24 protein-coding genes are annotated in these 20,626 nt (G+C 37.3%); 6 read left to right on the top strand and 18 right to left on the bottom strand.

Annotated elements, in window-relative coordinates; all coding sequences use genetic code 11:
* Positions 1-28: 28 nt before the first annotated feature.
* Positions 29-682, bottom strand: a complete 654-nt coding sequence (gene trmB / locus EGX95_RS22220; protein WP_001239380.1) for a tRNA (guanosine(46)-N7)-methyltransferase TrmB — start codon at positions 680-682, stop codon at positions 29-31.
* A gap of 233 nt (positions 683-915) precedes the next feature.
* Between trmB and EGX95_RS22225 the strand changes: the two genes are divergently transcribed.
* Complete coding sequence (locus tag EGX95_RS22225) at positions 916-1,194, top strand: YtzH-like family protein (RefSeq protein WP_001122234.1); 279 nt, start codon at positions 916-918, stop codon at positions 1,192-1,194.
* Between the two features lie 3 nt (positions 1,195-1,197).
* Here the strand turns inward: EGX95_RS22225 and EGX95_RS22230 are convergent, their stop codons facing one another.
* The 4 genes from EGX95_RS22230 to pepV all read right to left on the bottom strand — a co-directional run bounded on the left by EGX95_RS22230 (position 1,198) and on the right by pepV (position 6,676).
* Positions 1,198-1,995 (bottom strand): phosphotransferase family protein, encoded by a 798-nt coding sequence (locus EGX95_RS22230; RefSeq protein WP_001055736.1) that lies wholly within the window; start codon positions 1,993-1,995, stop codon positions 1,198-1,200.
* 229 nt (positions 1,996-2,224) lie between these two features.
* A complete protein-coding gene (gene pulA / locus EGX95_RS22235) occupies positions 2,225-4,366 on the bottom strand; it encodes a type I pullulanase (RefSeq protein WP_000921722.1) in 2,142 nt (713 codons plus the stop codon).
* Positions 4,367-4,504: 138 nt separating this feature from the next.
* Positions 4,505-5,050, bottom strand: coding sequence for an RNA 2',3'-cyclic phosphodiesterase (gene thpR / locus EGX95_RS22240; RefSeq protein ID WP_000419004.1), 546 nt, complete (start codon positions 5,048-5,050; stop codon positions 4,505-4,507).
* A gap of 219 nt (positions 5,051-5,269) precedes the next feature.
* Positions 5,270-6,676: a dipeptidase PepV gene (gene pepV, locus EGX95_RS22245; RefSeq protein ID WP_001274281.1), complete on the bottom strand. Its 1,407-nt coding sequence runs from the start codon at positions 6,674-6,676 to the stop codon at positions 5,270-5,272.
* Positions 6,677-7,033: 357 nt separating this feature from the next.
* Between pepV and EGX95_RS22250 the strand changes: the two genes are divergently transcribed.
* Positions 7,034-7,255, top strand: coding sequence for a DeoR family transcriptional regulator (locus EGX95_RS22250; RefSeq protein ID WP_000805512.1), 222 nt, complete (start codon positions 7,034-7,036; stop codon positions 7,253-7,255).
* A gap of 81 nt (positions 7,256-7,336) precedes the next feature.
* Here EGX95_RS22250 and EGX95_RS22255 read toward each other — a convergent pair whose 3' ends face one another.
* Both EGX95_RS22255 and EGX95_RS22260 read right to left on the bottom strand, forming a co-directional pair.
* Complete coding sequence (locus EGX95_RS22255) at positions 7,337-8,065, bottom strand: pseudouridine synthase (RefSeq protein WP_001234935.1); 729 nt, start codon at positions 8,063-8,065, stop codon at positions 7,337-7,339.
* A gap of 41 nt (positions 8,066-8,106) precedes the next feature.
* Positions 8,107-9,759, bottom strand: a complete 1,653-nt coding sequence (locus EGX95_RS22260; RefSeq protein ID WP_001284042.1) for a putative polysaccharide biosynthesis protein — start codon at positions 9,757-9,759, stop codon at positions 8,107-8,109.
* A 399-nt stretch (positions 9,760-10,158) separates the two neighbouring features.
* Between EGX95_RS22260 and EGX95_RS22265 the strand changes: the two genes are divergently transcribed.
* Positions 10,159-11,430, top strand: coding sequence for a BaiN/RdsA family NAD(P)/FAD-dependent oxidoreductase (locus tag EGX95_RS22265; protein WP_000558880.1), 1,272 nt, complete (start codon positions 10,159-10,161; stop codon positions 11,428-11,430).
* Between the two features lie 284 nt (positions 11,431-11,714).
* A complete protein-coding gene (locus tag EGX95_RS22270) occupies positions 11,715-13,151 on the top strand; it encodes an MDR family MFS transporter (protein WP_063246708.1) in 1,437 nt (478 codons plus the stop codon).
* Positions 13,152-13,182: 31 nt separating this feature from the next.
* Here the strand turns inward: EGX95_RS22270 and EGX95_RS22275 are convergent, their stop codons facing one another.
* A complete protein-coding gene (locus EGX95_RS22275; RefSeq protein WP_000098837.1) occupies positions 13,183-13,506 on the bottom strand; it encodes an ArsR/SmtB family transcription factor in 324 nt (107 codons plus the stop codon).
* Positions 13,507-13,938, bottom strand: a complete 432-nt coding sequence (locus EGX95_RS22280) for an SRPBCC family protein (RefSeq protein WP_000441069.1) — start codon at positions 13,936-13,938, stop codon at positions 13,507-13,509.
* 424 nt (positions 13,939-14,362) lie between these two features.
* On the opposite strand from EGX95_RS22280, the gene EGX95_RS22290 reads away from it, so the two are divergent.
* Positions 14,363-14,590, top strand: a complete 228-nt coding sequence (locus EGX95_RS22290; protein WP_000498984.1) for a DUF3973 domain-containing protein — start codon at positions 14,363-14,365, stop codon at positions 14,588-14,590.
* Positions 14,591-14,624: 34 nt separating this feature from the next.
* Here the strand turns inward: EGX95_RS22290 and EGX95_RS22295 are convergent, their stop codons facing one another.
* Positions 14,625-14,807 carry a sporulation protein Cse60 gene (locus tag EGX95_RS22295; RefSeq protein WP_000621751.1) on the bottom strand — a complete coding sequence of 61 codons (183 nt, stop codon included), beginning with the start codon at positions 14,805-14,807 and terminating at the stop codon, positions 14,625-14,627.
* A gap of 1 nt (position 14,808) precedes the next feature.
* Complete coding sequence (locus tag EGX95_RS22300) at positions 14,809-15,045, bottom strand: DUF2553 family protein (protein WP_000533800.1); 237 nt, start codon at positions 15,043-15,045, stop codon at positions 14,809-14,811.
* 255 nt (positions 15,046-15,300) lie between these two features.
* Here EGX95_RS22300 and EGX95_RS22305 point away from each other — a divergent pair, with 255 nt between their 5' ends.
* Positions 15,301-15,795 (top strand): CarD family transcriptional regulator, encoded by a 495-nt coding sequence (locus EGX95_RS22305; RefSeq protein ID WP_001993652.1) that lies wholly within the window; start codon positions 15,301-15,303, stop codon positions 15,793-15,795.
* Positions 15,796-15,866: 71 nt separating this feature from the next.
* On the opposite strand, the gene EGX95_RS22310 is transcribed toward EGX95_RS22305, so the two are convergent.
* From EGX95_RS22310 to moeA, 7 genes are all read right to left on the bottom strand, one after another.
* Complete coding sequence (locus EGX95_RS22310) at positions 15,867-16,652, bottom strand: glucose 1-dehydrogenase (RefSeq protein WP_000286685.1); 786 nt, start codon at positions 16,650-16,652, stop codon at positions 15,867-15,869.
* 13 nt (positions 16,653-16,665) lie between these two features.
* Positions 16,666-17,523, bottom strand: a complete 858-nt coding sequence (gene glcU / locus EGX95_RS22315; RefSeq protein WP_000350870.1) for a glucose uptake protein GlcU — start codon at positions 17,521-17,523, stop codon at positions 16,666-16,668.
* Positions 17,524-17,559: 36 nt separating this feature from the next.
* The gene (locus EGX95_RS22320; RefSeq protein WP_000717681.1) at positions 17,560-17,979 is read right to left on the bottom strand and encodes a DUF3888 domain-containing protein; all 420 of its coding nucleotides are present in this window, start codon (positions 17,977-17,979) and stop codon (positions 17,560-17,562) included.
* Between the two features lie 93 nt (positions 17,980-18,072).
* Positions 18,073-18,306 (bottom strand): molybdopterin converting factor subunit 1, encoded by a 234-nt coding sequence (moaD, locus tag EGX95_RS22325; protein ID WP_000621786.1) that lies wholly within the window; start codon positions 18,304-18,306, stop codon positions 18,073-18,075.
* Between the two features lie 2 nt (positions 18,307-18,308).
* Positions 18,309-18,773 carry a molybdopterin synthase catalytic subunit MoaE gene (gene moaE, locus EGX95_RS22330; protein WP_000185941.1) on the bottom strand — a complete coding sequence of 155 codons (465 nt, stop codon included), beginning with the start codon at positions 18,771-18,773 and terminating at the stop codon, positions 18,309-18,311.
* A gap of 17 nt (positions 18,774-18,790) precedes the next feature.
* Positions 18,791-19,285, bottom strand: coding sequence for a molybdopterin-guanine dinucleotide biosynthesis protein B (gene mobB / locus EGX95_RS22335; RefSeq protein ID WP_000513620.1), 495 nt, complete (start codon positions 19,283-19,285; stop codon positions 18,791-18,793).
* A complete protein-coding gene (gene moeA / locus EGX95_RS22340; protein WP_000229663.1) occupies positions 19,255-20,544 on the bottom strand; it encodes a molybdopterin molybdotransferase MoeA in 1,290 nt (429 codons plus the stop codon). Before moeA ends, mobB begins: the two co-directional genes overlap by 31 nt.
* Positions 20,545-20,626 lie beyond the last annotated feature (82 nt).

The following is a 20,626-nucleotide window of genomic DNA, read 5'->3' on the forward strand; positions in this document are numbered from 1 at the left end:
TATTTTAGACACAAAAAAAACCTATGCATTACTGCATAGGCTCTGTACGATATTTTGCTTCTACTCGGTAAATGCGATGACCTTTACTAGAGAATTTCTCTTCGTACTCAGTCATAATGTTACCTTCAAAGTCGCTGTTATGAAGATCTAAGCTTAAGTAAGTTAGTAACATACCATACTCCGCCATACTCATAAGAGAATATTCAAATAAACCTTGGTTATCTGTTTTGAAATGAATTTCTCCGCCTTCTACTAACACTTCTTCATAATTGCGTAAAAACGTTTTGTACGTTAAACGACGCTTCGTATGACGTTTCTTTGGCCATGGATCTGAGAAGTTTAAATACACGCGATCGATCTCACCTTTTGCAAAGAAAACTGTTAAATCTTCAGCATCTTTATTAATTAACTTTAAGTTTGGTAATTCTTCTTCAATTAATTTATCCAGTGCATCTACAACAACACTTGTGAATTTTTCAATTCCAATATAATTAATATGTGGATTGGCTTTTGCCATATCATACATAAAGCGGCCACGACCTGTACCTACTTCGATGTGAATGGGCTGCTCATTTCCAAATACTTCTTTCCAGTTACCAGCGCGCTCCTCTGGGTTTCCGATTACGATATGTGAATACTCATTAATTCGATCCATTGCATATGGTTTATGTCTTAAACGCATAGATGTTTCCCTCTCTTTACATAGCTATTTTAAAGGAATAATTCCTTCTTTCTGTTTTTAATCAATCTACCAAACAAAAAACCAAGTACGTACGAGCACTCGGTCCGTTTCTTTCAAGTATAAGATGTACCATTTTGATAAAAACTACATACAGCATTAAACATTCCATGACGAAACAGCTTTTTCTCTTACTTTTCTAAGAAGAGAAAAACAATCGAAAGGATGATCCGTTCATGCCAATTAATCAACAACATCAATTAGAAGTGCTGAAAGATATTTTAGTCAATCACCAAAGTGATTGTTGCGGGACAGTTTCTGAATGCGAGCAATTAGAGCGTCTCATTCAATCGTTACTCGCAAACGATAATATAAGTAGTGACGCTAAAGCAATGCTAAACGATGTATATTCTTATAGTCAATCGGGTAAATCTTCCTCTAATTTGGACAACCACATTTCCAATAATCAAGAACAACTTACTCAATGGATTGCTGGAATGGACAATTTTTCTTAAGTATTACTCTGAAGCAAGTAGTTGCTGTAAATATTGATGCCAATATTCAGCTTCTGCTTGCTGTTTTTTTGTTGTATGCCATTGAATAGACAAAATCGTTTGTGCTATCACATACCATCTCATACGTTTAAGCAGCGATTCATCCATTTCAATATCATAGTAACCGAGCCACTCACTCCATTCTTGGCGCGGAATGTACCAATATAATAACATACCGAGGTCTAGAGCTGGGTCAGCAATTACAGCTCCATCCCAATCAATTAAAAACAACTCATCTTCATCCGACAATAGCCAATTGTTATGGTTTACATCACAATGGCATACAACGAATTCATTGTATTCAATATCTTTTAATGAATCCATTAAATATTGAAGACCTTGCTGAATTGTTTCCTCATCCCTTATATCTCCTCTTAAAACAAGTTGCAGTTGTTGTAATAACTCTTGTGCGTGAAGCGGCTGCTTCCCAAGTCTCTGAATCATCTGCACAAGTGCTTTAGAGGAGTGTATTTTCTTCAAAAGTTTCGCAACACGTTCTAGTTTCATATCCTCTGGCTCTAACTTCTGTCCCGGAAGCCATTTTTGAGCAGAAATTACATCACCGTTCGTTACCCTTCTTGTCCAAAGTAATTTTGGAACAATTCCTTCTGCTGACAATACCGCTAAAAAGGGCGATGTATTCCGCTTTAAAAATAACTTCTGTTGTCCGTTTTGCGCAATATATGCATCGCCCGTTACTCCACCAGCCGGTACAAGACTCCACTCTTTTCCTAATAATTGTTCCAACCATTCCATATTCATTACCCGTTAACAAATCCTTATCTTTTATAGTTATGAAAAGAAAAACCGCAACATTTCTACACATGTTGTGGATTCATATATATTTTACTGTAAATGAAAAGAAAACTTGGCATAAGCCAAAAATTCTCTATTTTATTTTACAAAACCAGCCATAGAATGACAACTTATCAAAATCGTCACCTTTGTCAATTCTACATTTATTACATTCTCATCGTCAAGTAGCGATTTGTCACATTATCGTCAATATATACGTGCTAATCGGAGCGAGCCTAAGTTCCTTTCCTCTAAATGAAGAAATTGGCTCTATTTTCGCTTGCTTTTCGTTTACTAACACATGCCACGTTTCTTCTTTCGGCAGTTGCACCGTTTTCGCTTCTAAACTGCTATTAAATAAAACGACAATTTCTTTCCACGGTCCAAACGACTCTACATTTTCTAAATGATATGCAAGTACTTCTGGGGATGTTTGCAAAAAAGTCATATGCTTTTTTATAAGGTCTGCATTTTGTAACCGGAATGCTCCGTGCTCTTTACGAATCGCAATTAAACCTTTTATATAGTTAACGGTCTCTATTTCTTTCTCTTTTCGATCCCAATCTAATTGATTAATTTCATCATTTGCATTATAACTATTTTCATTTCCTTGCTTCGTACGATAAAACTCTTGCCCAGCATGTAAGAAAGGGATGCCTTGCGACAGAATCACCATTGCAGTTGCTAGCACGTGACGTTTTTTCAAAATCTCTTCCGACTCTTCATTACTGCGCATTAGTTTATCCCACATCGTCATATTGTCATGACATTCTACATAGTTAATGCTTTGCACAGGCTCTAGAAACAAACCTGTTTCTTTCATACTCAAAAGGCTTCCTGATGCAATATACTGCAAATGATTACAGTCTACATACCCACCAAATGCAAAACCACGTTTATTTATATGAAAGGTACTCCCTTTTATCCCATCACGAAATTGATCATTAAATTGCGCAATATGCGGCATTTTCTTTGCGTTATTTAACGTTGCTTTTTCCTCTAGAAGAAGTGGTGTTTGTAAATCCCAGCCTTCTCCTAATAGCAGTGCATCTCGCTTTATGTTTCGCACTTCTTTTTCTATTATATTTATTGTATCAACATCTAAAATTCCCATTAAGTCGAACCGAAATCCATCAACATTGTACTCTGTAAGCCAATATAAAATAGACTCTACAATGAATTTCCTCATCATTTTCCGTTCAGATGCTATATCATTTCCGACTCCCGTCCCATTAGAAGGCATACCATTTTCACCATGACGAAAATAATATCCTGGAACAAGCTTTTCAAATGACGATAGCTCTCTTTCATACACATGATTATATACAACATCTATAATCACCCTAATGCCGTGCTCATGAAATGTTTCAATCAGCTGTTTACACTCTACGATCCTGTTATACGGGTCAGAAGGATTTGTAGCATAAAATCCCGTTGGTGCGTTGTAATATAATGGATTGTAACCCCAATTATACGCAGAGGAAGGGTTTGCCTCATCTACACCACCGAAACAATATAAAGGTAATAGTTCAACATGTGTAACACCTAAATCTTTTATATGAGACAAACCTGTTAACGTCCCATTTTGTCCTGTTGTTCCTTCTTCCATTAGCCCTTTATATGTTCCTTTTTTACTCACTCCACTATTCGGATGAATAGTAGCATCACGAATATGCAGTTCATACAATATGGCATCTGTCATTGCTTGTAAAGGTGGTAATTGCCCTCGCTTTGTTACATTCGTCTTTTCCAAATCAATAACAACGCCGTACTTCCCATTTACAGTCACTGATTTTGCATAAGGATCCACAGCTTCGTTCCATATTAAATTTATACAAACAAGAAATGTATACTTTTCACCGGCTAAATCGCCGTGCAATGTATGAGCCCAAACTCCATTTTCTTCTCTGTACATTTCGTAATCTGTATATTCTTTATCACTTTTATAAATTCTTACTTTCGCAAGCCTCGCAGTTGGAGCCCATACTTTAAATGTAGTTGCTTCCTTTTGGTGTACCGCCCCTAAATCTGTACCTTCGTAATAATACTTTTCATCGAAAATCGCTGTTCTTATGACAGCACCTATTTGTAAATCTGTTTCTTCATTCCGTTCATCTCGTACTGTATAATACTTCCCCACATCTAGCGGCTCTTCTATAAAGCACTCATACTTCGTTGCATCCGGAAGCGCAATTGTATGAGCAATCGGTAAATCTTTCACGTTACTTCCTTCTTGCAAACGAAATGTCCGACTTGTTCCATACGCATGTGGGAGCAAAATTGTAATTTTATTCATTTCATCTAAATAGGCATCAAATGGACGTTTTACTTTCAACATAAAAAAATCACCATCATTCTTAAAGTTAAAATGAAACGAGCTGCAAATGATAAGGCTTTTCTTATCAGCGAAGCCCTATACAGTAACACATTGTTCTTTATAGTATATTCACCTGTATAAAAAACGTTTTCATACATTCTATTTTTGTAATTTTATTTCAGCAATTGCTTTATATTTCGGTGTCTCCTTTACGTGAGATTCGTATAAAGTAATCGTATCCGCTTGAAATGATATTTCAGGCACTTCCTTTATATGTTCTAAATCAAACTTTTCTTCTCCTACCCATTTACGTGCAACAGTAATATGCGGATGATATGGGCGCGTTTCTAAAGAAAATCCATTCTCTTCACACATAACGTGTACTCGCTTTTGCAATTGAAACAAATCTTGATTTTCGCTTACCTTTGCCCAAAAAATACGCGGCCTGTCTTCCATACCAAACGTTGAAAATCCTTGTAATGTGAACGATAGTTCTTTCATTTGTATAAGTGTTTGTAATCCATTCTTTATTCCTTCTAATTGTTCCTCTGTCGCACTACCTAAAAACGAAAGGGTAACATGATAGTCTTCTTTATGTACCCATGAACGAAATGGTAATTCCTCTTGCATTTCCTCTTTATAGTTAGACAGCACTTCTTTTATATGATTTGGTAACGTAATCGCGACAAAATAATGCAGTTCCATGTACATCTTCTCCTTCTTTCTATTGTTGCTTTTCTTTCTTATCTCATTCCATTAAAAAGAATCCAACTTCCCTACAAGTCTAACCAAGTTCAGGTCGCGTTAATAGATGAAATGATATCGACATTTCGACAAGGAACATCTGCTTACCAACAAACGACACGTAATAGAAAACCGTCCCAAAATATGTATCGGGACGGTCTTTTATTATTTATATATCCATTACTTCGCTAATTCATAAATTGCTTGCGCGTAAATTGCTGTTGCCTTTAATAAGTCTTCAATTTCAATATACTCATCTTTTTGATGCGCAAGTTCTTCTTTTCCAGGGAACAATGGGCCAAATGCAACACCAGCTTTTAACGAACGAGCGTAAGTACCACCGCCAATTGCTAATAGTTCTGCTTTTTCACCTGTTTGTTCTTCATATACGCGCTGCAACGTACGAATTAATACGTGGTCTTTATCAACGTGATGCGGACGAGAGTTTGAATAATCAGCTACTTCAAATCCATGATTACCCACATATTCTTTTAACTTTGCAATCATTTCTTCAAAGTTAGTCGTAACTGGGTAACGTACGTTTAATCCTAAATTGCCACCATTTTCTTTCGTATAAGAAAGACGACCAACATTCACTGTTAATGGACCACTAATATCGTCTTTATAAGAAATACCAGCTTTCTCTCCTAAAGTATCTCCTGTAAATGTTTCTGTTGCAAACGATACAAACGATTCCCCTTTTCCATCAAGAGCAACTTTCGTTAAGAAGTTTGCCAGTAATAAACCTGCATTTTCTCCTTTTTCAGGAGTAGATCCGTGAGCTGAAACCCCTTTAATTTGCAACGTTACTGTATTACCTTCTACAATTGCTTCACCTATTTTTTTAGCAGTTTGTAAATACTCTTCATATGCTACTGTAAGTGCACTTACATCCTCTCCTGTAACAACCGCTTCTGCAAAATCAGGAACCATATTTAAACGGCGACCTGACTCAAATGAAACAAGTTCATATGTACCTTTCTTCTCTTCACTACCATTTTGCACAACTTGTATATCAGAAATTCCTTTTTCTGCATTAATAATTGGAAAGTCCGCGTCTGGCGCAAAACCGATTGTTGGCATTTCTTCGTTTTTAAAGTAGTGATCTACACATTTCCAATTGCTTTCCTCATCTGTTCCTAAAATCATACGAACACGTTTTGAAAGAGGTAAACCTAATTCTTTCACAATTTTCATCGCATAGTAAGCTGCCATCGTTGGGCCTTTATCGTCAATTGCACCACGTGCAAAAATCTTCCCATCACGAATATCTGCACTATATGCAGGAGTCGTCCAGCCATCTCCTTCTGGTACAACATCAACGTGACAAAGAATACCTACTAATTCTTCTCCTTGTCCCATTTCAAGATGACCTGCATACCCTTCTAAATTTTTAGAAGTAAAGCCTTCCGTTTCTCCTTTATGTAACATGAAAGATAAAGCTTTTTCTACACCTTCACCGAATGGTGCGCCCTCTTTCGCCGATTCTTCTTCCCATACACTTTTAATTTGTAAAAATTGTTGTGTATCACGAATTAAATTATCTTTTCGTTTTGCAACTTCTTCTGTCCAATTAATTGCTGACATCACGCATCCATCCTTCACTATATTGTTTCTTTCATCATAACAAACCAAAATCTCTTATGCCATACACGAAAACCAAATACCGAACAATTGTAATATTTCAGATATTTCTTATTAGTTTTTCTTTTATTTTTTCAAAAAAATTTGCAGGAATTTGGCGTTTTACGTAGAATTTTATGTGTTAGTTGACTGACCATATATACAATGTCAACTACCAATATTTTTCTATATAAATATTTGTTAAATTTCTGTAAAATTTAAGTAGATTAAAGCATGAATTTTATCATGTAGAGTACAATGGTAGTAACGACCTTCTTTCCTGAATGGGGTCAAAAAAACTAGTAGAGGAGTGGTTTTCTCTTGAAACCTACAACTACTCGTATGCTAACACGCATTAAATCAATTTATATGTACATCAATGAAAACGGAACGGTAACGACGAAAGACCTTGTAGATGAGTTCGGGATCACACCACGAACGATACAACGTGATCTAAATGTGTTGCAGTTTAATGAACTCGTGTATAGCCCTTGCCGCGGTAAGTGGACAACAACAGGAAAGAAAGTGAGAATGACCTCATAACGAAAAATAATTGTATGTAAATAAATACATACCCCTTTCTAACTCATTAGAAAGGGGTCTTTTCTGCGCCTAAAAATAGCACTATTTCTCAGTATCTACTTGATATGTTTTTAACATCTCTACTTCTTCATCTGTTAGCTCTCGGTATTGTCCAAGTTCTAGCTCTTCATCTAACACTAACGGTCCCATCTCTGTTCTCTTTAAGTAGACTACTTTTTTCCCTACCGCTTCAAACATACGCTTCACTTGATGGAACTTTCCTTCTGTAATGACAAGCTCGATTTCAGAAATATCATCGCTTTTTAATATTGTAAGTGCACCTGGCTTTGTTTCATAGCCATCATCTAAAATAACACCTTTAGCAAACTCTTTTACATCCTCTTCTGTTACTACTCCTGCAACGTGTGCATAATATTTTTTCGGCACATGTTTTTTCGGAGATAACAATTGATGTGATAACTTCCCATCATTTGTTATTAATAAGAAACCTTCTGTATCAATATCAAGTCTTCCCACTGGGAACGGATTAAAAATCGCATCTTCTAACTCTAATAAATCTATTACCGTTTCATGATTATCATCTTCTGTCGCTGAAATAACGCCTTGTGGTTTATGCATCATTAAGTAAACAAACTCTTTATATTCCACGACTTCACCGTGAATCATAACTTCTTGTTCTTCTACATTTACATGAACCTTTGCATCTTTCACTGATATGCCATCAATTTTCACAACGCCGTCTTTCAATAATTTCTTTACTTCTTTTCTACTTCCATATCCCATGTTTGCTAATAATTTATCTAATCTCACGTTTTTCACCTTCTTTATTTATCATAGAAAAGGGGACGTAATTACGCCCCTTTTGATTTCAACTTTATTTTGAATCTATTGCCAAGTTTACGTTGGATCTTCTCTAACGCTTCTCCGCCAAATACTCTTTCAAGTACTCCTGTGCGAATTGCTAACAATCCGTAAACGAGACCGCCAAGACCTGCACAAATCGCAACTGTAATAAGAGCGCCAACTCGGCCATCCGGCGAAATCATGAAGGATAGAATCCATTGTGATAGTTTTACGACCACAACCATTACAAATGTTAATACTGCAATTTGGAACGTTCTCTTATATACAACACCGAATGAATAGTGTGCGTATTTTTTAATTTGTTGATTTGTGTACCAAACAGAAGCTAGGAAACCAACAGCTGTTGCTAGAATCGCCCCTACTGTACCGAAATAACGAATAAAGATTACGTTACATACAAATTTCAAAATAACACCCATTATAAGTGCGATAATCGCATGCTTTTGTTGGTTAATACCTTGCAGAATTGCCGCTGTTACTGTAAATAAAGCAAATAACAACGCAACCGGTGCATACCACATTAATACTTGTCCACCTAATGGATCTGCATCGTAAAATGCAGTATAAATCGGATAGGCAAGTGATGAAATACCGACAACCGCTGGCAATGTTAAGAACATATTTGCCTGGAATGTTTGTGTAATCTGTAACTTTAAATAACGGTATTGCTTTTCAGTAAATGATTTTGTAATCGCTGGTACGAGCGTTAAACTAAACGCTGTCGCAAGTGATACAGGAATCATAATTAATTTATGCGTCCACATTGTGAAAATACCGAGCGCTCGCTCTGCAATATCACCTTGACCAATTGCTTGCATAATTGAGTTAAATGTCAATGTATCAATTTGTTGATATAAAGGAATTGTTAACCCAATTACAACATAAGGAATCGCATATGCAAATAATTCTTTAAATAATTGAACAGTACTCACTGTCGATTCTGGTACAGTTTGTTCAATTAAATATTGATCCAAATGTTTTTTACGTTTTAGCCAGTACCAAATGAGTACACCGAGCGCTCCAACTGCTGAAACGAATGCAGCAAATGTCGCTACCCCAACTGCTGTTGCAACTGTACCACCAAGTACTTTAATAACGATAAAACTACCCGCTAATAAAAAGACGATACGAATAATTTGTTCAATAATTTGCGAAACAGTAGTTGGTCCCATCGATTGGTGACCTTGGAAATAACCACGAATTAAACTCGCTGCCGGCACAACAATAAGCGCAAAACTTACAAGACGAATAATCGTCGTAACTTCTCCTATATTACTGTGTACACTTTGTTTACCAAGCATTGCTTCTGCAAACAACGGCGCCGTCATGTACAGTACTAGGAATGAAAGAACTCCTGTTACTATCATCATAACCATTCCCGAGCGGAACATTCTCCGGCTCGTTTTATAATCGCCAAGCGCATTATATTTGGAAACGAATTTTGAAACCGCAAGCGGCACCCCTGCCGTTGCAATACTTAAAAAGATCGTATATGGAATGTATCCATATGTATAGAGCGTTCCGCCTTCTGTCCCTACTAATGCATGAAACGGAAAGACGTAAATCATGCCTAAGAACTTCACTAAAAATGTCCCTAACGTAACGATGAGCGTTCCGCGCAGAAATTTCGAATCGGACATACAAAAATCCTCCTACATCTACATAAAGTGAAACTTTAATCAGTGGGGTGTTCTTCCCCACTGATTATTAGTTGACCAATCGGGCATTTAGGGGCAGTTAATCTCCCACCTACTTCTTTGACCTAAGCAAACTTTAAGGTGGGAGTCTTACTGCCCGTTAATGCGGGGTAAAGTGAAACTATAATAAATTGAACTATTCGAGCATTCGAGAACTATTAGACTTCCCCTAACTCTTAAGGTTTTAGTCCTATGGCCCACAAATAGCAGGATAGTGCTGAACTCTAACTTTTGTATTGTACCACAATTCTCTCCTTAAGCAGTACTTCACTCTATTTTTCTTTTAAGGGAAAACATGCTATTCTTTTAGGCAGGAAATGTAGAAAATGAGGTCGATATATTATGCATTATGATGTTATTGTCATCGGCGGCGGGCCTTCTGGGCTAATGGCTGCAATCGGTGCTGCAGAAGAAGGCGCAAGCGTCTTACTTCTTGATAAAGGAAATAAACTAGGGCGTAAACTTGCGATTTCTGGTGGCGGCCGCTGTAACGTAACGAACCGTCTACCACTTGATGAGATCGTTAAACATATACCAGGAAATGGCCGCTTCTTATACAGCGCTTTTTCTATTTTTAATAATGAAGATATTATTACATTCTTCGAAAATCTCGGTGTAAAACTGAAAGAAGAGGATCATGGCCGCATGTTCCCTGTTTCAAATAAAGCCCAATCGGTAGTAGACGCACTTTTAACACGATTAAAAGATTTAGGTGTAAAGATCCGCACGAATACACCTGTTGAAACGATTGAATATGAAAATGGTCAAACGAAAGCAGTCGTACTAAAGACTGGCGAAGTGCTAGAAACAAATCACGTCGTTATCGCTGTCGGCGGAAAATCAGTTCCGCAAACCGGTTCTACTGGAGACGGATATGCTTGGGCAGAAAAAGCTGGTCATACAATTACAGAATTATTCCCAACAGAAGTACCAATCCTGTCAAACGAACCATTTATTCGAGACCGTTCACTGCAAGGACTTGCTTTACGAGACGTAAACTTAAGCGTATTAAACCCGAAAGGAAAGGCTATCATTTCTCACAAAATGGACATGCTCTTCACTCACTTCGGTTTATCTGGTCCTGCTGCTCTTCGCTGTAGTCAATTCGTTGTAAAAGCACTGAAAAAGTTCAAAACGAATACAGTGCAAATGAGCATCGATACATTGCCAGAAGAAAATAGTGAACAACTATTCCAGCGCATGCTGAAACAAATGAAAGAAGATCCGAAAAAAGGAATTAAAAACGTGTTAAAAGGTTATGTTCCTGAACGTTACTTCCTATTCTTATTAGAAAAAAATGAAATTGATGGCAGCGAGCAAGCTGGACAAGTTTCTCACGAGAAGATTCGTGCACTTGTGAAAGACTTTAAAGAATTTACTGTAAATGTAAATGGTACGCAGTCAATTGAAAAAGCATTCGTTACTGGCGGCGGTGTATCCGTTAAAGAAATTAATCCGAAAGAAATGTCGTCTAAATTCACGAACGGCTTATATTTTTGCGGAGAAGTTCTTGATATTCACGGTTATACTGGTGGCTATAATATTACATCTGCTCTCGTTACTGGTAGAATTGCCGGAACGACAGCTGGAGAAAACGCGAAAATGCAATATTAAACTGAGAAACAGGGATTCCTGTTTCTTTTTTTATAGGTACATGAAATTATATCGGCGATTCTGTAAATATATCAGCGATTCTACTACTTATATCGGCGATTTTTCAAATATATCAGCGATTCTGCTACTTATATCGGCGATTTTTCAAATATATCGACTTACCGACAAAAAACGACAAATATCCCCTCCCCTTAACTTTCCATTGCTTTTTTGTTGCTTTATTTACCTTAGTACCTTTATATTTTATATTGTTGAATATTTGAAAAAGGGTAAGGGGAAAACATATGAGAAAAAAAGTCATGATGTCTTTAATGCTAATGACGTTTCTTTCTGCGGTAGAAGGAACGATTGTTAGTACAGCAATCCCTCGTATAACGAGTGATTTATCCGGCGTTGAACTTGTTAGCTGGGTTTACGCAATTTACATGCTTGCCACAGCGGTTTCAACTCCAATATACGGAAAGCTAGCTGATTTATTTGGCCGTAAAAAAGTTTTACTTATTGGAGCTACAATCTTTTTAGTCGGTTCTGCACTTTGCGGTGTCGTTACATCAATGGAACAATTAATCTTCTTCCGCGCTCTTCAAGGTATCGGTGCTGGTGCTGTTATGCCGATCACAATGACGATTATTGGAGACTTATATAGCGAAGCGAAAGACCGCGCGAAAGCACAAGGCTGGATGAGTGCCGTTTGGGGTGTCTCAGGTGTTATCGGACCGTTAGTAGGTGGATTTTTAGTTGATTCTCTTTCTTGGCGTTATATTTTCTTCTTAAACGTTCCTTTTGGAATTATCGCCTGCTTAATGATTGCCATTTACTACAAAGAATCTATTAAGCCTGCTAAACACCATATCGACTATCTTGGTGCAACAGTCTTCTCATTAAGTACGATTGCTCTACTATACGCGTTATTAACAGGTAGCAGTAAGCAAAACTGGGGAGACATAACAATTATTGGCCTATTAATCTTCGCCGTCGTTTCATTCATTATTTTCTTATTCATCGAGAAAAAATCTCCGGAACCATTAATTCCGCTAACACTTTTCTCTAACCGTACATTATCTACGATAAATATATTAACACTTATTGCTGGCGCAATGATTATTAGTATTACGATGTACCTCCCAATTTGGAGCCAAGGTGTACTAGGAAAAAATGCGACAGAAGCTGGACTTATTTTAATGCCAATCCCTGTTATGTGGACATTTGGAGCTATTTTCTCTGGTAACTTAGTAGGAAAATTAAAAACGAAACAAATCATTTTACTTGGGGCTAGCATTTTATCAGTCGCTACGTTCTTATTATTTACATTATCAACACATTCACCATCGTTCCTTATTTATGTGGCAGTCGGATTATTCGGCTTAGGAATGGGGCTTGTGACACCGATTTACATGGTAACAATTCAAGCAGCCGTACCAGCTCATACACGCGGAACAACCGTTGGTTTAAACACATTTATTAATACATTTAGCCAAACGTTAGGTGCGGCAATATTCGGTACAATCTTCAATACGATGATTCACGCACGTGGTATTAAAAACCTTGATCTTGTATCTGGCGGACATGGAGGTACTACAACAAACGTAGTAACCGAATCGCAATCCGCATTAGCATCAAGTGTACACGTCATTTATATGAGTACTTTTGTATTGGCAGTATGTACATTAATTATCGCTTGGCTTTTATTAAAGCCCGCTACACAAACAAGTGAGCAATAAGAAAGAGGATGACTATTTCGGGCATCCTCTTTTACTCTTCATTCTCCACAATATGTTTCAACATGGACAATTTATTATCCCAAAAACGTTCATAATACGAGAGCCACTGTTGTAATTCCTCTAATGGTTCTGGATGCAAGCGATATATTTTCTCTCTTCCGCTTTTTCTTCCACTTACTAAATTCGCTTCTGAAAGAATATGAAGGTGCTTTACAACCGCAGTACGACTCATCGGAAAATGATCCGTTATTTTGGAAATCGGTAACTCTTTATCACTTAATAACCGTATTACTTCTCGGCGGGTTGGATCAGCAATTGCTTGAAACACATCATATTTCGCTGCTGATGAGGACACTTAGCCTTCGACAACCTTTTTCAGTTTTTCATTTACAATCGCTACCCAGCCTCCGCTCATTCTGTCGCGAATAATAGAGCTCTTCGCATTCGCCTTCGGAAGAATTTCATCAGGGTGTTTCCAGCCGCCGTGAATTAACGTAAATTCTGTTTTATTATCTCCTAGGTCTTTCAGATGAAATGAAACAACCCAGCCATCTGTATCCCATGAAAAAGATAGATGATTTGGCTCATCGATTTCTAATACTTTACATGGTGATGGTCCAAATGGTGATTGTATATGAAATTCATGTCCTACCTCTAATACGAAATCATTTGGCATAAACCATGAGGCAATCCCTTCTGCAGTTGATACTACATTCCACACCTTTTGAATAGACGCGTTAAAAACGATCGTTTGTTTAATGTCAGTTAATGTATGTTGTCGTTCCATTTCCATTCTCCTTTATTCGGCAATCAAATATAACACCTTTTGGTTATACGTCGATAATATAACACCTTTTAGTTTCATGTCAACGCTAACTCTTTTTTACTGTTGAGAAATTCTCAACATTTTTTCAACAGGACAAACACCCTCCGAGCATTTCCTCATAATATACTCACAAAGGCAACAAAAAATAAAAACTTCTCTCAACATGAAACTCCATCATTCATCTTGGAAGAAGCGCCTTACGTATATCATGCGTATTTCGTCTCTCCTCCTTCCCTCAGGGACACTACGCGAGATATGAAAAATCAGAAGGAATATGCCCACCATTTGAGTAGGTAGTTATTTCTCTTCTCCTCAACATTTCCTTAGGAGCGAAATGACTACCGACTCACTTTTTTCAAACAAAAATAAAAAGGGGTTGAACGCTATGTTCTATTGCATTAACTGCTCTGATATTCACCATGAAAAACATCCGAATGATAAAGTATTCAAAAACGGTTTTTATATTGATCCATTTTTAGGTGATCGTTATCACCTTGGTATGTGTAAAGATGCCCAAAATCATGAGACAGGGGAGCCTCTTTTAACGACAAAGAAATTAGGCGCAACCCAATCTATTATGAACGTATTACCGACACATGTTGTCCCAACATAAAGCATAAAAAAGAGCTGGCTCATCCAGCTCTTTTTTATGCTTTATAAACGATCATTGCTGAAAAACAATAAATTTGGTTTTCGTCATCGTTAATAGAAACACCGACTTGGTACTTAATGTCTACAAAGTTACTATCATCAATCTTTTTCAAAAAAACATTTACAGCGTCTTCTAAGTCTTTTTCGTGACTTTCATCAAACACTTTTACACGAATCATGTTAACACCATCCTAGATCGCAGCCCTCCGCCGCTTGATTATTGCCACGGTGCGTATCTATGATGCGATAAAACTTTCCGTCTTCATATATATATCCGTCTTCTAACACATATTGTTTACCTTCAGTATAGACATAAAACTTACCTATCATAAATTTACTCGTATACAATTCCAAATAATCTGGTCTAAATTTAGCTACCACTTTATTTGTAATATCAATTTTTATTGTGCGCCCCACCTTCTCTCCCTCCTTTGCAAAGAACGGATTTAGGTATATTGTATTAGCGATTTTACATTTTATGCTTAAAAATAAGTGGATATGCCTCCTTTCTCCACCTGTACTATTTTTCTAAAAAAATCATCCATAAACAAAAGCAAAAAAAATATATATAAAAAGAGCTTTTACTTATTGACTCAAATATAATTATTATGGTATTATATAAAATTTGACATTCATATTCACTTATGCTATCATTAAAGATGGTTACCACATATGGAGGTGGATGATTTGTTTCAAATTGGTGATAAAATCGTTTATCCAATGAACGGCGCAGGAGTCATCGAAGCCATTGAAGAAAAAGAAATATTAGGAACAACACGTCAATATTGTGTAATACGTATCATTAGTAAAGATATGCAAGTAATGCTTCCGATGGATCAATTACAAAAATCAGGTATTCGTTATATCGTAGATAAAGGTACGTTAGATGATATACTTCTTGAATTTCAAAACGGGGAATCAGATACATCACTTTCCTGGAAACAAAGATATACAATGAATATGGAAAAAATGAAAAACGGCAATCTGCAAGATAGTGCAGAAGTTGTTCGAGATTTACTTCGCCGCAATAAAGAGAGAGCTTTAAATGCGAGCGAAAAACAAATGCTAGATAATGCCCGAAAAATGATGATTAGTGAAGTTGCACTCGTACAAAATGTTTCTGAACATCAAGCAACAGAATATCTTCAAGATACAATTAATCACTAAATTTAAAATAGCTGGCCGCTATTTTTTTTTGTAAAAAAGGACGAAGAGTTTTATCTCTTCGTCCTTTTCTATTACCCTCGCCCAGCTTGAAATGATGGGTATAACGTCATTCCACCATCTGCAAATAGCGTAATTCCAGTTACATAACTCGCCTCTGAGGAAGCGAGCCACGTTGCGACTGCTGCAATTTCTTCCGGTTTTCCAATGTAGCCCATCGGTATCATACTTTCTACGTCAGCACGTTTTTTAGGATCAGCAAACTTCTCTGCATTGATCGGCGTATTAATTGCACCTGGCCCTATATTATTTACTCGAATACCTTTTGGTGCATATTCCATCGCTAACGTTTCTGTCATTAGTTTCATACCGCCCTTACTAGCTGCATAATGCACGAATAGCGGCCACGGAATTTTCTCATGAACACTCGACATGTTAATGACAGATCCTTTAATATCATGTTCTACAAAATATTTAATCGCTTCACGGCTTCCTAAAAAAGCACCTGTTAAATTTGTGTTAATTACCCTATTCCAATCTTCAAGCGGCATTTCATGCGATGGTACCGCATTTTCTATCCCTGCATTATTAATCATAACGTCAAGCGTACCAAACTCTTTCACAGCAGATTGAATGAGATTCGCCACATCTGATTCGACCGTCACATCACCTTTTACAGCAATCGCTTCTCCGCCTACCTTTTTAATTTCTTCTAACACATCATTCGCTTCTGACTCCCGTGAGCGATAATTAATCACTACCTTTGCTTTCTCCGCAGCAAACCTTACTCCCATTGCTCTTCCAAGACCACTTGCTGATCCTGTAATAACGACAACCTTTCCTTCTAAATCACTATACATTTCCATACCTCCTTTAACTTTTTGCTATACCTAGCATAATTCCGGCTGCAATAATAAAAACGATACCAACAACGATACCCGTTAATTGGCGTTTCGTTTTTCTTTCACCTAATATAAGAATCCCGCCAAGTGTCGAAATAATAATTCCCATTTGCGATAACGAGAAACTTGTTGCCACTCCAACACGCGGTTGCGAAATGAATAAAAACATATTTCCAGCTGCCCAAATTAATCCTGGAATAATATTTCGTATTGCATATTTATTAAATGGATGATGTTTAAACGTAAGCAAAATCCCTCCTAACACCATACCAACTGCTTGTGGCAACAAAGCTGACCAACCATCTACTTTAAATAGTCTAATCACTACTACATAAACTAAATAACCGACTGTTGAAATCAATAAAATGATAATGCCCCTTTTAAAATTTCCCGCTTGCTCTGCATTCTTTTCTTCTTCACTTTGAAGAGATGTTAAAATAACACCAATAATAATACAAACGAGAGCTAATACACCAAGGACGACTGATATTGTTGTGGACCACTCATGAAATACGATGACTCCAAATAAAGTTGTCGCAACTAATTGAAGTCCTGTTGAAATGGGCATCGTCCTTGAAACGCCCATTAAATCAATACTTTTTAATTGATTCGCCTGACCAAGCGCCCAAAATAAACCTGACACAATACCAACTCCGATAACAGTAGGAGTCAATACTGGTTTCATAAAAATATAAACAACAATCGAGAAAATAAGCGCGCCAAGCGTTGTTCCGAGCGTTTGACTATACGGTCCCCCGCCCAGTTTCACGTTAAATAGCACAATACTTCCCCAAAATATAGCTGGTAAAATCGCTAAAAATATATCCATCGCTCATTACCTTTCTTTACTAAATGTCATAGGTTATCACTCTGAATCAGTAGAGTGAGCTTTTATTTTTTCTTTTTCCCTTTCACAAATCTTTTCTGCAATAGCACCAGAAACATTCTTTTCTCGCTCCACTTTCTTTATCCTTACGTGATCTAAATAATCTTCCAAAGTAAGCGTAACTTTATCATTCGGCGGATTATGTGCTCCTTGAAATGTAAGAAATTGTAGCGTCACTTCATATCTAGGAACAAACTCGCCATTCTTGCCGAGACGCTTTATATTTATAACTGCAGCACATTCATATTGATCTTCTGTCACTTGTCTAATAACTGAATAGTACCTATTCGATAATGCACTCTCTAAAAGCTGTTCTCTTGATTCTTTCGCGAAAGAATCACTTGGAGAAGAGAAAAAGGCCGCACATAGCATTGTCATAACTACACATATTTTTTTCATAATTCCCTCCTTGTTCTATAGATTAGTGTTCTCAAAACTGCCATAAAAAAACGACTTTCCCTATATAGGAAAGTCGTTTTAATGAATCCAATATTAACCACCACTCACTGGTGGGATTAGTGCAACAACATCACCAGATTGAATCGTATCATCTTCATTTGCATATTCTTCATTAATTGCAACCATAATTGGTGCCAATACTGGCACATTATATTCAGTTGCAACAATATCTTTTAACTCTGCAACCGTAATATTTTCTTTCTCTATTTGTAATTCACTTCTTCCTGCTTCTTCTTGCAAGTTCGCAAATAACAATACTCGAATCATACTTATAGCTCCTTCCCAGGCTCTCCCGCCGGATATGGCGTTTTTTCTAATTGATCGCCAATCCAAGAGTCTCCATCTTCCCAAAACTCTTTTTTCCAAATCGGAACAATTTGTTTTATGCGTTCCATAATATATTCATTTGCTTCATAAGCCGCTTTACGATGCGGCGTTGAAACGGCCACAACAACCGCAATATCAGAAATTTGCAGTGTACCGATGCGATGTGTAATCGCAACGTGTGTACCTGGCCATTTCTCTTTCACTTCTGATCCGATTTTCTCTAGCATCTTTTCTGCCATCGTTTTATAAGCGACATATTCTAAGTATAATGTACGACGCCCTTTCGTAAACTCTCTAACCGTTCCAATAAATGTTGTAACAGCACCACATTCGCGGCGAATAACCTTATTCGCTACTTCTTCAATTGAAATTTCTGTATCAATTACTTCATAATACGTATTTGTCATTTCGCACTCCTTACCGTTTATAAAAACCAGTCTATGTACAATTCGTCTTCTGCTATATGAAATACTTTATATTTTTCTCGTAAGTTTGTAGGAGCATCATACCACGTAATAACTGCTACTATATTTTCTACTTTATGTAAAAGTTCAACGTCTTCCTCAGAACGAAGTAACACCACTTTTGGATAGCTCTCTTTTTTATAGCCCTCAATTAAAATTATATCCACTTCAAAAAACTCGTATAAACGGATAATTTCTTGCAAGGACCATTCTTCTCTTAATGACGACAATGAAAGTAATCCAGCGCCTTCTACACTACTTACGACAGCACCGGCCTTTCGGTGCCTTTCACTATCTTTTTGCGCTACTTCTGGAAACCCTCCATGCCCGTGATGTTTAATCGTAGCAACTTTTATTTTCCGTTCAGCTAATGCATGTACAATTTTCTCTACAAGTGTTGTTTTCCCGCTATTTTGATACCCTACTATTTGTAAGATTGAAGGGGCTTTGCCCATGGCCAATCACATCCCTCAGCGTGCTCTAACAATAATACAGACACTTTCATCCCTGCCTCAAAGCCTCTCGTTCCTCCAGGCAACACAATAAAAGCATTCGCATCTGCAAGTGAAGATACCGCACTCGATTTATCTAAACCGACCGGCATCGCTTGTAATGCCCCGTCCACAATTGTCACCTTTGCTCTTACAAAACGAGTAAACGGATTCGGCTTTGGAAAATCTTTTTGTAAAATAGCATCTGCTCTATATACGTGAGGTTCTTTCGCATTCAAATATGTTTTTATAACTGGATGCACAAATAGCTCAAATCCTACGTAACAAGCTGACGGATTCCCTGATAAACCGAAAAGTAACTTTCCATCAACTTCAGCTACAGTCGTTACACTTCCTGGTCTCATCGCTATTTTATTGAAGAGTACATTCGCTTGTAATCTTTCATAAATAGCCGGCAAGTAGTCATAATCTCCTACCGACACACCGCCTGTCGTAATTAAAATATCCACCTCATCTATCGCCGATTGAACGGCTGTAAAACATGCATCTAACTCGTCAGCAAGTTGACCATAATAACGGACTTTACCTCCAGCTTTCATAATTTGAGCAGCAATCATATAAGAGTTACTATTTCTAATTTTCCCCGGTTGTAACGACTCATGTACTTCTAACAATTCACTTCCTGTCGTCACAATACCGACAACAGGCTGTTTTACAACTTTCACAGTACTATATCCAAACGTCGCTAATAAGGCCGCAACACCTGGATTAATTGCAACACCTTTCTGAACGAGAACTTGATTTTGTTTTATATCTTCCCCTTTAAATGACACATTGTCGCCACTATGAAAAGGACGCTTTAACTTCATATATGTTTTTCCGTCCTTCTCAAAACCTTCCGTCAGTTCTAGCATGACGACTGCATTACAATCCGCTGGAATAGCTGCTCCTGTCATAATACGAACCGCCTGAAAAGATCCTACTGTATCTAGAAAAACAGACCCCGCTCCGATTTCTCCTATTACTTCAAACTCAATTGCATTCTCTTGATTTGCTTCTTTCGTATCTTCCGCTCGAATTGCGAAACCATCATAAGGAGAACGATCAAAATGAGGAACGTCATGATCAGAGACAACATCCTCCCCAAGAATTCTCCCGTAACTTTCCGTAATAGAAACTTCTTCTACTTCACCAAATTTCGCATATTCCATTACTCTCTCTACTGCATCAGCAACTTGAATCGGAATTCGTTTTTCTACCATCGTTTCTCACCCCATATTTGCAATTTTTTTTATCTCGATTAAACTTTATATATTAAATAGAAATTACTTCAAGGAGGAATTC

Source organism: Bacillus sp. FDAARGOS_527 (assembly GCF_003812125.1).
Lineage (GTDB): Bacteria > Bacillota > Bacilli > Bacillales > Bacillaceae_G > Bacillus_A > Bacillus_A paranthracis.

What these genes read in the sequence shown, in the direction of transcription:
- trmB (WP_001239380.1), bottom strand. Translation starts at nt 682, where the DNA reads ATGCGTTTAAGACATAAACCATATGCAATGGATCGAATTAATGAGTAT.
- EGX95_RS22225 (WP_001122234.1), top strand. Translation starts at nt 916, where the DNA reads ATGCCAATTAATCAACAACATCAATTAGAAGTGCTGAAAGATATTTTA.
- EGX95_RS22230 (WP_001055736.1), bottom strand. Translation starts at nt 1,995, where the DNA reads ATGAATATGGAATGGTTGGAACAATTATTAGGAAAAGAGTGGAGTCTT.
- pulA (WP_000921722.1), bottom strand. Translation starts at nt 4,366, where the DNA reads ATGTTGAAAGTAAAACGTCCATTTGATGCCTATTTAGATGAAATGAAT.
- thpR (WP_000419004.1), bottom strand. Translation starts at nt 5,050, where the DNA reads ATGGAACTGCATTATTTTGTCGCGATTACGTTACCAAATCATATAAAA.
- pepV (WP_001274281.1), bottom strand. Translation starts at nt 6,676, where the DNA reads ATGTCAGCAATTAATTGGACAGAAGAAGTTGCAAAACGAAAAGATAAT.
- EGX95_RS22260 (WP_001284042.1), bottom strand. Translation starts at nt 9,759, where the DNA reads ATGTCCGATTCGAAATTTCTGCGCGGAACGCTCATCGTTACGTTAGGG.
- EGX95_RS22265 (WP_000558880.1), top strand. Translation starts at nt 10,159, where the DNA reads ATGCATTATGATGTTATTGTCATCGGCGGCGGGCCTTCTGGGCTAATG.
- EGX95_RS22270 (WP_063246708.1), top strand. Translation starts at nt 11,715, where the DNA reads ATGAGAAAAAAAGTCATGATGTCTTTAATGCTAATGACGTTTCTTTCT.
- EGX95_RS22280 (WP_000441069.1), bottom strand. Translation starts at nt 13,938, where the DNA reads ATGGAACGACAACATACATTAACTGACATTAAACAAACGATCGTTTTT.
- EGX95_RS22290 (WP_000498984.1), top strand. Translation starts at nt 14,363, where the DNA reads ATGTTCTATTGCATTAACTGCTCTGATATTCACCATGAAAAACATCCG.
- EGX95_RS22295 (WP_000621751.1), bottom strand. Translation starts at nt 14,807, where the DNA reads ATGATTCGTGTAAAAGTGTTTGATGAAAGTCACGAAAAAGACTTAGAA.
- EGX95_RS22305 (WP_001993652.1), top strand. Translation starts at nt 15,301, where the DNA reads ATGGAGGTGGATGATTTGTTTCAAATTGGTGATAAAATCGTTTATCCA.
- EGX95_RS22310 (WP_000286685.1), bottom strand. Translation starts at nt 16,652, where the DNA reads ATGTATAGTGATTTAGAAGGAAAGGTTGTCGTTATTACAGGATCAGCA.
- glcU (WP_000350870.1), bottom strand. Translation starts at nt 17,523, where the DNA reads ATGGATATATTTTTAGCGATTTTACCAGCTATATTTTGGGGAAGTATT.
- EGX95_RS22320 (WP_000717681.1), bottom strand. Translation starts at nt 17,979, where the DNA reads ATGAAAAAAATATGTGTAGTTATGACAATGCTATGTGCGGCCTTTTTC.
- moaD (WP_000621786.1), bottom strand. Translation starts at nt 18,306, where the DNA reads ATGATTCGAGTATTGTTATTTGCGAACTTGCAAGAAGAAGCAGGAAGA.
- moaE (WP_000185941.1), bottom strand. Translation starts at nt 18,773, where the DNA reads ATGACAAATACGTATTATGAAGTAATTGATACAGAAATTTCAATTGAA.
- mobB (WP_000513620.1), bottom strand. Translation starts at nt 19,285, where the DNA reads ATGGGCAAAGCCCCTTCAATCTTACAAATAGTAGGGTATCAAAATAGC.
- moeA (WP_000229663.1), bottom strand. Translation starts at nt 20,544, where the DNA reads ATGGTAGAAAAACGAATTCCGATTCAAGTTGCTGATGCAGTAGAGAGA.